At 64.8% G+C, this 7,856-nt stretch carries 12 protein-coding genes and 1 pseudogene; 5 read left to right on the top strand and 8 right to left on the bottom strand.

Features of this window, described 5'->3' with window-relative positions:
- Nucleotides 1–284: 284 nt before the first annotated feature.
- From ABN028_RS34850 to ABN028_RS34840, 3 genes and pseudogenes are all read right to left on the bottom strand, one after another.
- On the bottom strand, nt 285–935 hold the full coding sequence (locus ABN028_RS34850) for a DUF4304 domain-containing protein (protein WP_349699612.1): 651 nt from the start codon (nt 933–935) through the stop codon (nt 285–287).
- Nucleotides 936–1,012: 77 nt separating this feature from the next.
- Complete coding sequence (locus tag ABN028_RS34845; RefSeq protein ID WP_349699611.1) at nt 1,013–1,339, bottom strand: DUF6572 domain-containing protein; 327 nt, start codon at nt 1,337–1,339, stop codon at nt 1,013–1,015.
- Nucleotides 1,340–1,483: 144 nt separating this feature from the next.
- Nucleotides 1,484–1,750, bottom strand: a pseudogene (locus ABN028_RS34840) (DUF6228 family protein); the annotation flags it as partial.
- Between the two features lie 317 nt (nt 1,751–2,067).
- Between ABN028_RS34840 and ABN028_RS35725 the strand changes: the two are divergent.
- The gene (locus ABN028_RS35725) at nt 2,068–2,685 is read left to right on the top strand and encodes a DUF7674 family protein (RefSeq protein ID WP_502879264.1); all 618 of its coding nucleotides are present in this window, start codon (nt 2,068–2,070) and stop codon (nt 2,683–2,685) included.
- A gap of 146 nt (nt 2,686–2,831) precedes the next feature.
- Here the strand turns inward: ABN028_RS35725 and ABN028_RS34830 are convergent, their stop codons facing one another.
- On the bottom strand, nt 2,832–3,521 hold the full coding sequence (locus ABN028_RS34830; protein ID WP_349699609.1) for an SMI1/KNR4 family protein: 690 nt from the start codon (nt 3,519–3,521) through the stop codon (nt 2,832–2,834).
- A gap of 491 nt (nt 3,522–4,012) precedes the next feature.
- Between ABN028_RS34830 and ABN028_RS34825 the strand changes: the two genes are divergently transcribed.
- A complete protein-coding gene (locus ABN028_RS34825; protein WP_349699608.1) occupies nt 4,013–4,234 on the top strand; it encodes a bacteriocin immunity protein in 222 nt (73 codons plus the stop codon).
- A 340-nt stretch (nt 4,235–4,574) separates the two neighbouring features.
- On the opposite strand, the gene ABN028_RS34820 is transcribed toward ABN028_RS34825, so the two are convergent.
- Together ABN028_RS34820 and ABN028_RS34815 are read right to left on the bottom strand one after the other, a co-directional pair.
- Nucleotides 4,575–5,048, bottom strand: coding sequence for a DUF6188 family protein (locus ABN028_RS34820; RefSeq protein WP_349699607.1), 474 nt, complete (start codon nt 5,046–5,048; stop codon nt 4,575–4,577).
- A complete protein-coding gene (locus ABN028_RS34815) occupies nt 5,020–5,412 on the bottom strand; it encodes a MafI2 family immunity protein (RefSeq protein ID WP_349699606.1) in 393 nt (130 codons plus the stop codon). Before ABN028_RS34815 ends, ABN028_RS34820 begins: the two co-directional genes overlap by 29 nt.
- A 165-nt stretch (nt 5,413–5,577) precedes the next feature.
- Here ABN028_RS34815 and ABN028_RS34810 point away from each other — a divergent pair, with 165 nt between their 5' ends.
- A complete protein-coding gene (locus ABN028_RS34810; protein ID WP_349699605.1) occupies nt 5,578–5,832 on the top strand; it encodes a hypothetical protein in 255 nt (84 codons plus the stop codon).
- A 41-nt stretch (nt 5,833–5,873) separates the two neighbouring features.
- On the opposite strand, the gene ABN028_RS34805 is transcribed toward ABN028_RS34810, so the two are convergent.
- Nucleotides 5,874–6,452, bottom strand: a complete 579-nt coding sequence (locus tag ABN028_RS34805) for a hypothetical protein (protein WP_349699604.1) — start codon at nt 6,450–6,452, stop codon at nt 5,874–5,876.
- A gap of 85 nt (nt 6,453–6,537) precedes the next feature.
- Here ABN028_RS34805 and ABN028_RS34800 point away from each other — a divergent pair, with 85 nt between their 5' ends.
- Nucleotides 6,538–6,918, top strand: coding sequence for a hypothetical protein (locus ABN028_RS34800; protein ID WP_349699603.1), 381 nt, complete (start codon nt 6,538–6,540; stop codon nt 6,916–6,918).
- Between the two features lie 55 nt (nt 6,919–6,973).
- Here the strand turns inward: ABN028_RS34800 and ABN028_RS35720 are convergent, their stop codons facing one another.
- Nucleotides 6,974–7,372, bottom strand: a complete 399-nt coding sequence (locus tag ABN028_RS35720; protein WP_502879263.1) for a CPCC family cysteine-rich protein — start codon at nt 7,370–7,372, stop codon at nt 6,974–6,976.
- Between the two features lie 194 nt (nt 7,373–7,566).
- Here ABN028_RS35720 and ABN028_RS34795 point away from each other — a divergent pair.
- Nucleotides 7,567–7,856, top strand: a 290-nt coding sequence (locus ABN028_RS34795) for a hypothetical protein (RefSeq protein WP_349699602.1), incomplete at its 3' end; no start/stop codon positions are given.

Genomic DNA, 7,856 nt, shown 5'->3' with positions numbered 1-7,856 from the left:
GCTGCGCGATGGATGGTGCGTTGGAAGCCAGTGATCAACGCATTCGCCATCACCTTCGGTGACCGCTGGCCGGTGACCGAGACCTACTAACACCAACCGCCGGAAACACCGTTCGTGTTACGGACCCTCACCAACCTCCTGACCGGGAACAACTAGGCGCGGCAAGTTGCCGGAGGACCGCGAATCGCCGTGATGGCGGGCTTCCGACGGTCATGGTGTCGGGCTCGCGATCATCCGATCATCGGCATGACCACGCGGAACGCGGCATGAGAGTGCGTTTCAGATCACGCCTTGGCTGCCTCGGCGCGGACCCAGGCATCGAACCGCTCGGCATTCTCGCGCTGTGCTGGGATCACATTGCTCAGCGCATAGTCGAGCTGCGATTCCAGGGCGTCGGACGGTCCTGCATCCATGAGCAAGAGGGCCTCAGCACGGGCGAAGAAGATCCCCTGGTGGGCCCTCTTCATCATGCCGAGGTCTCCGTCACGCAGACGCGCCATCATCGCGTCAGGAGAGAACATGCCATCCAGTACCGGCCACCCGGCCAGATCGAGTTGCACGTTCATGTCGGCAACTGCCACGCGGGCCGACTCATCGTCGAAGACCTCCCACCAGCCGTCAGTGCCTTCCGGAGTCCCCTCGGGGTGGAGCCGCTCGCGGTAGAGCCCGAGTGACTCCGGCACGGATTTGGGCATGCCGGCGCCCAGGCTCTCCGCCTGCCACCTCAACCACGGCTCCGGGGCAAAGGCCAGGTTCACGACGCACCGCACCTGCTTCGCGCTGCTGAAGGACGAAGACTGAGCATTGACGACGGCGCAATCACCGGCAGTCGAAGACTTGCGCCAGGTGGGAGCCGACCCCCGGTAACCGTGACTGCGGGCAACGGGTCCCAGGTGGTCGCGGAGTGCGGCTTTCAGAGCGTCCTGCACGGTCACAGGCATACACTCCCACGCTGACGGCCGACCGCTCATAGGAGGAGCGAACGCGCGGATCGCGGCATGAGCGGGCAGCGTCAGCGTTCGACGTTGCGATGAGTTAATGATCCGCCGTACGCGCGCAGTCGCTCTTGGAGCGCGTCCATGACGAAGGTGGTCCGCTCATCGGGACGACCCTCGTACGACGTGACGACGATCATCCACGGCAGTCCGCTGGTCTCGGGGTACGCGGCGTTCATCTGCCCATCCATTGCATAGCTCACGTAGGTCTGGACCTTGGCCTGGAAGGAGTTCAACTCATCGTCAGTTCCAGTCCAAGGTGTGTCTCGCACGATGTGGAGCTCGGCCACCGCTCGGTCCTGCGACAGGCTGATCACGTCCATCTTGAGTGGGTCGAAGTCCATGGAGCCGAGCCTCGCACAGACCTCGGCGCAACGCCCGCTCCTCGGCACGACGAAGCGCACGGACGGCAACTCCGCCTCAGTTGAACCTCCGATGCTTGTGAGCGCTCATCGGCATGACCGCGCGGATCGCGGCATGAGCGGGCGTTACGAGTCGAGCGATTCGCTGAGAGCGGCGACTGCTGCGGTGAGTTCCTCACCCGCGTCGATTGTCAGTTCGATCTCAGCAGACCAGTCGATCGAGTCGCGAATCTGGACTAGGAGCCGAACGTGGCCGTCGTGCTTCGCCGTGAGGGTCAGGTCGCCTTCAAGGGATGACCAGGTGCGCGCGCCGGCCCACCCTCGCCACGACTTGGCCATCGACCGGAAGAAGTCGGTCAGGCCGTCGAAGCCGTCGCCGTTGTGGGCATAGACCCATGACTCCGCGGATGGTGGGGCGCGATCGTGCCGATGAGCGTGCGGTCGTCACGCATCGCAGGCAGACTGGCGCCGTGTCGGATGTAGTACAAGTGATCGGCCACGCGCGCAACGGTCTCGCCCCCGGGACGTTAGGCGTCTCTCTGATGGCGTCGCGGACCAGGCTCTCTTCGCCGTCGCGAAGGGTGGTCTGACCGCCGGCATGTCAGTGCGCCGCTCCCGGCATCTGCGGAAGACTCGCAGCATGTACGAATGCCCGGTCTGCGGTTCGCGCGAGCTGACCGTGCCTCCCTACGAGGTTTGGCCGCTTCCAAATGGCACGGCCCTCACCCCGCCTTACGAGGATCTGCTTGGCCGCCCTTCGTATGAGGTGTGCCCGAACTGCGGCTTCGAGTTTGGGAACGACGACAACCCGGGGACCGCACAACTATCTTCGTTCGAGGCATACCGCGCTGAGTGGCAGTCGGAAGGATCACCTCGGTTCTGGCGCGATCGGCCAGGTCAGTAGCGCCCTCAATTCGGCATGGTCGTGGTTCACGCTCGGCGGTATGTGCGTGACTTCTTTCAGGGATAGTTGGTGCCGTGACGATGACGGCAGAAGACTTGTCGCCGCGTTGGTGAGCGAAGTGCCAGAGGTGCAGCCGCTTGTGCGCGAGCACCTGGAGGATAACGAAGGGGTGTTGCTGCACCTGCTGAGCGCCGACCTCCGGCGCTACGCCATCCAGGCGTTCGATACGGGACGCACCGACGTTCTACAGAGGCTGTTAGTGGTGCTCGACCGCGCTCTTGTGGACGGTGACGAGTACGTCAACAACGCCATGGCCGTCTCGTTCGTGGAAGACACCGGCTGGTGGGAGCCCGCCATGCAGCCCTTCATCGAGTCCTGGCCGCTGGGCCTGCAGGCCGAGGCCCGCAGACAGAGGGAATCGTGACGAACTAGAACGCACTCAATTCGGCATGACCGCGACTTACTATCCGCGGCATGAGCGAGCGTTTGTGGCGCAGCGCGTGGGACCGTACGAGGGTGGCAGACGGGACGTGGCCGGAGCCGATGAGGACGCGGCTCCGACAGGGCCGGCTACTCCCAGCCGGCAGCCAGCGCGGAGCGGGTCTCCTCGATCGTCGCTCCCCGGTACGTTCCACTCTCTGGGTTGTAGATCAGCCACGGCTGTTGAAGCGACCCGACCAACCACGAGTCGATCCAATCGTCGAGCAAGTACTCCTGCTCGAAGAACGGCACATCATCGTCGGGCTCTACTGGGTTGGGATCCCACCCGAAGATGCGGCCCGAGGGGCAGTGCACGAACGAGTAGATCGCGCATCCCCAGTGGCACAGGGGCATCAGTCCGGCTGGCATCCCTGGCCAGTTCCCCGTCGCGACCTCACTGAGGATGTCCACCGCGGTGCGGTGCATGTCGTCAGTGAAACCGCCCTGGAGGCCGAGTAACCCATAGCCCGGTCCGAAGCCACCGTTCGCCACCGAGTACAGGTCCTTGAGAAGCGCTGGAAGCGGGGCGCCGACCAACGACTCGGCTTCCTCGATGGCGGCCCGATCCGCCGAAGGAGGAGGCGGCAGCAAGCGGTCGAGAAGTCCCCTCTCTGCTGCAGAGGCGTACTCGTCGGTCCCGCGGGTGTAGATACGACGGTCGCCGCTGAACATGCCGGCACCCTCGAGCTCGACGCCCGGAAGTCCCGGCACTTGGTCTCGATGCTGGCCAGCCGCGATCAGTCCTCGCACGCGCCGCAAGATGTCCTGTGAGTCGGTCATGCAGGCGATTCTCGATCCCGCCACTCTGCTCCTGCAACGCACAGCGCCGCTCCCGGCGCATCCCCGCGCCGATCGAGGGCGAATCAGGGCTGCCGTGGTGGGACGCTACGCCCCGACAGCGGCATGTGCGGTCGGTTCTTGCTACTCGGACGTCCGTCCGCGTGCCTTCGATTCGCGGTGTCTGAGCCTCCGCCGCAGTTGTCCCTTGAACCGTCGCTGCGCCGTCTCAGTCGCAACAAACTGGGGATCGTTGGCGCTTTCGAAGTGGCCGTTCTCAGCTTCGTCGCGCCCCCTGATCGGCATCAACGAGCCGGGCCAACTCGTCACGCAGGGGCGGTCCGGTCGGCAACCGATCGGCCCAGTCGGACTTCGGCGAGTTCGTGTCCACCCGTCCAGTCTGGCTCATCGGTGGGGTTACGGCTCGTCGCCGCGACCGCGCGATCAGCGGCATGTGGGTGGCGCTACTTGCGGCTGGCTGCCACCCTTGATGCGTGTCTGAGCGTGAACGATTGATCGGGATCGTCCAGCGGCTGATGGATGGCGACTACTCCAGCGACGAGGAAGTCGACAGTTTGGTCGCCGAGTTTCAGGGCGGCGTTCTCGACCCCGCAGCTACCGAGCTGATCTTCTGGTCGACGGACCACTTCGATCACGAGCCCACGTCGGCCGAGGTTGTCGACCGAGCCCTGCGTTACCGTCCAATCGAGCTCTGACAGCGGCATGAGCGAACGCTTCGAGGCCGGTGGACGTCTACGACTGCTGGACAGGACACAATGTGCCGGTGTCTTGGTTCCGTCGACATAAGCGCCCCGAGGGCGGGACGTCCCCCGTCGTGCGAGGTCCCCATGACGACCCGTCCTTGTCGGACGATGAGTTGATCGCCAGGAGAACCCATTGGTTCGAGACACGGCGCGCAACTTCCACCACGGGCTGGAAGCTGCCGAGGGCACACTTTGGGCCGGGAGTTCGGTCACGGTCCGACCGTAGTCGACGTACCGACGCGGAGCATCCGCTCATCGGCATGACGGCCCGGGTCGCGGCATGAGAGTGCGGTTAGTCGGACGCTCCGGGGAATGTGGTGAGCCCGCCGCCGGGCATCGACACCCACATCCGTCCTAAGGGACCGGTCAGTTGCCAGGCTTCGTAGTGCTCGTCCATCGGAACAGTGAGCAATTGCCCGGACTCGAACACGAGACGCAACGCACCGGTCTTGAAGCCCACGCTCGATAGCACCTGCTGCCCGACCAGGGAAGTCAAGGCGTCGGAGGCCGAGACTGTGCCGTCTTCGTTGCGAGTCACGGCAGGGGTCTCGGTCCCCGGAGCCGCGGCGGCCCTTACGCTCGCGGCGGACTCAATCGTGAGTGCGGACCCTCCTCCGAAGTTCAGCACGACCGTGAACTCGTGGGCATCGACCGACTCCAGTACGCGCGCGCGTAGCCCGAGCCACCACCGGTCATCGAGTTCCTGCTCGACCTCACTTCCCACGAGCGCGAGTTTGTCACGGGCGATGACCCGACACCCGCTCATCGGCATGATCGCGCGCGGATCGCGGCATGTCAGTGCGGTTGATCGGAGTCTCTGGAGTGGGCTCCCACCGTAGGAAGACCCACATCTCACCGCCCTGAAGGTCGCGCTCCGCGTGGTCCACCGCCTCGAACTCCGAGGACATGTCGGGCAGGAAATCCGCCAAGAAGTACGTCTCGGACTCGGCCACGCACTCGCGCTGGAGGGGCCCAACATCGCCCTCGTACAGAAACCGAGCGGCGACGTGGGCACCACGATCCAACTCACCTCTGTATTCGACGGCCACGCCTCGGAGATCGGGCGTTACGTGGTCCCACAGCGCCCGTTGCATGGACAACAGAACCGGGGTGCGAAGGTCGTCGCTCACGAGTCGCAGTCTGCCCCACGCAAAGTCAGCCGCGACCCGCACATCGGCATGAGTGCGCCCGGACAGCGGCAGATGCGGATGCTGAGATCGCGGGGACGTGCTGGCACAGAAGGGCAGATGGGCTTCAGTCTCGAGCACCGCTGGCGGAGCTCTACGCTGACGTCCGTGCACCACAAAGTGCTGGTGGAGGCAATCGCGACCGCATCCATGAGCTACGACCAGTCGAGTGACGCAGATGTCGACCCTGATTGGGCCGTCAAGATCATGGAGGACCTGGTGCACACCTTGAGCCAGTTGTCCGATGACGACCGGGCACAGTTCCGGGCAGACCTCGAAGCGCTCGCGGCTGACACCCCTGCCGACCCGTTCTATGACCGTTGGCGCTACTGGTACCGAGATCTCCCAGGTCTCATGGGATGAGACGAACCAAAACGGGACTAAGCCCTATCGGCATGCGGATGTTACGCGTTGAAGTAGGCGACGATGTTTGCCCACACCGCAGGAGGATCGCCGTCACGGCGATCGGTGGCAGCGGGAGCCACTACGTGTCGAACACTGTCGGCACCGGTGAAGTGGGGGTGCGGCTTGACTGCCGGCTTGCGCTTGCGACTTCGCGAGGCCGCTTCGCGGCACCGGCCGAGGAGTTCGGTGTTTTGGTGAGCTAGCCACGGGGGCAGTGACTCTGCGGCGGGTTCCAGGTCGAGCAGGGCCGACTTCGGGTCCTGCAGAGCGTTCATGACAACCATGCCTCGGCACCACGTCAGGCCAGCACGATCACCTGGCCCCGCCAGCCACGTGCCGATGCCCAGGTCGAGCGAGTGCACCGCATTCCGAGGTTGTCCTCGAAGCAGGGAGGAGACGGCGTACAGGAGCCACGTGTCTGGTATCCACGCCCCGCCGCCCCAGCCGATCCAACTCTTGGTCCAGTCGTAGACAGGGCGCCAGTCTCTGGCCTCGACTCCAGCCAGCGCCTTCGCGCGGCACTCTTCACCCCATCTGGCTACGTCGCCACCCGGGACCTTTGCGGGTTCGAAGGTCATGCCGTAAGCCTGCCAGGCGCGTTCTCAGACGCCCTCACGGCGGCAGATGCGTGCACTCGTGGTGCGCCCGTGGCAGCGTATGCTCGTGTCCTTCGACGTGTTCTTTCAAGGTTTCGACGACGGCGATGATGGCTCGGGCGGCGATGACCTAATGCGCCAGATCCTTGAGCCACACATCGTGCGCAAGGACCCTGCGCACGACTTCGCCTACGTGGAGTACGGCGACGGCGACGCGGAGGTGTACATCGGCGATGGCCGCATGATGGCCACTCACGTCTCAGGCACAGACCCGTGGCATCTACTCGTCGAAGGCGCTCGCGCTGCCGGGTGGGTGATCCTTCCCGTTGGATGCGCCACGTGCCTGACTGACGAAGCACAGCGGCCGCATTTGCCCGACGAACTCCGGGCGGACGCCGTCCTGGTCGCGACAGGCGAGGACCTGCTCAGCGTCATCCGATCCTCGTAGTAGTCGCCCTCGCAGCGGCAATAGCGTGCGGCCCGACCTAACTCTGCTTGCCGGCCTAGGTTGGCCCTTGCCAGAATCCGGGTCTCCACCAGTACAGGGAGGTCCTGTCACTCGGCCAGTCGCTGAGGCTATGCCCGTTTGGTTCGAATGGTCCGTCACCTGGGCCAATCGGGTGGAAGTACATGTCCGGCCGTTCGTCAGGCCGCGGCTCACGAGCGCGTTCTGCCCTGGATGGATCCGAAACCCCGAGACGCGCATAGTTCGACTGACCTTCGAGCAGTGACACCTTGTTGGCTCCGCCCCTGTAGTCCGGCCAGCGGAGCTGAACCACGTCGTCCTCCCAGCGACAGATCGGACAGATCTCGGACATGCCGGTGCCGAGTTCGTGTACGACGTAGCCGCAACAGGGGCACGGCGTTGACGGGCTGCGTTCGGTGTCCGTCGCCTGGGTCATGACCTCATGGTCGCAGCGAATCAGACTCAGCGGCCACTCGGTCATCGGGGTCTGAGCGGCGTCCGCTCACTCGGCATGGCCGCGCGGCTCGCCGCAGTGCGTGCTGGGCTGCCATCCGCGTAGCATCCGTGTTGCGCTCGGCCTCTGACTAGGCCGCGAAGGCAGGTGGGTGGTTGGTGAGGTTCGACTACAACGTGCTGAGCGTCGATGTAGACCGCGGCATCGATACCTTGGCTGTCCACAGCGCGTACGTTGCTGGCGGACATGACGGCATCTACCTCCGCGTTGCGCGGAGCGCCAAGTTGCGCGATCTGGACTTCCTTCGCGACCTTTCAGGTCTGCGCTATGTCGAGGTCCTCGGGCCGGTCGTCGACGATACCGCGGCCTTGCTGATACCTGGCGTCCGCGAAGTGTGCCTTCTGACGCGGTGCAAGAAGCCGCTGCCAGACCTGACCGGCTCGACGACCTCGAGGATTGGCCTCGA

This window comes from Actinopolymorpha sp. B17G11 (assembly GCF_040196095.1).
Taxonomy (GTDB): domain Bacteria; phylum Actinomycetota; class Actinomycetes; order Propionibacteriales; family Actinopolymorphaceae; genus Thermasporomyces.
This window is presented reverse-complemented; position numbering and strand designations above follow the sequence as displayed.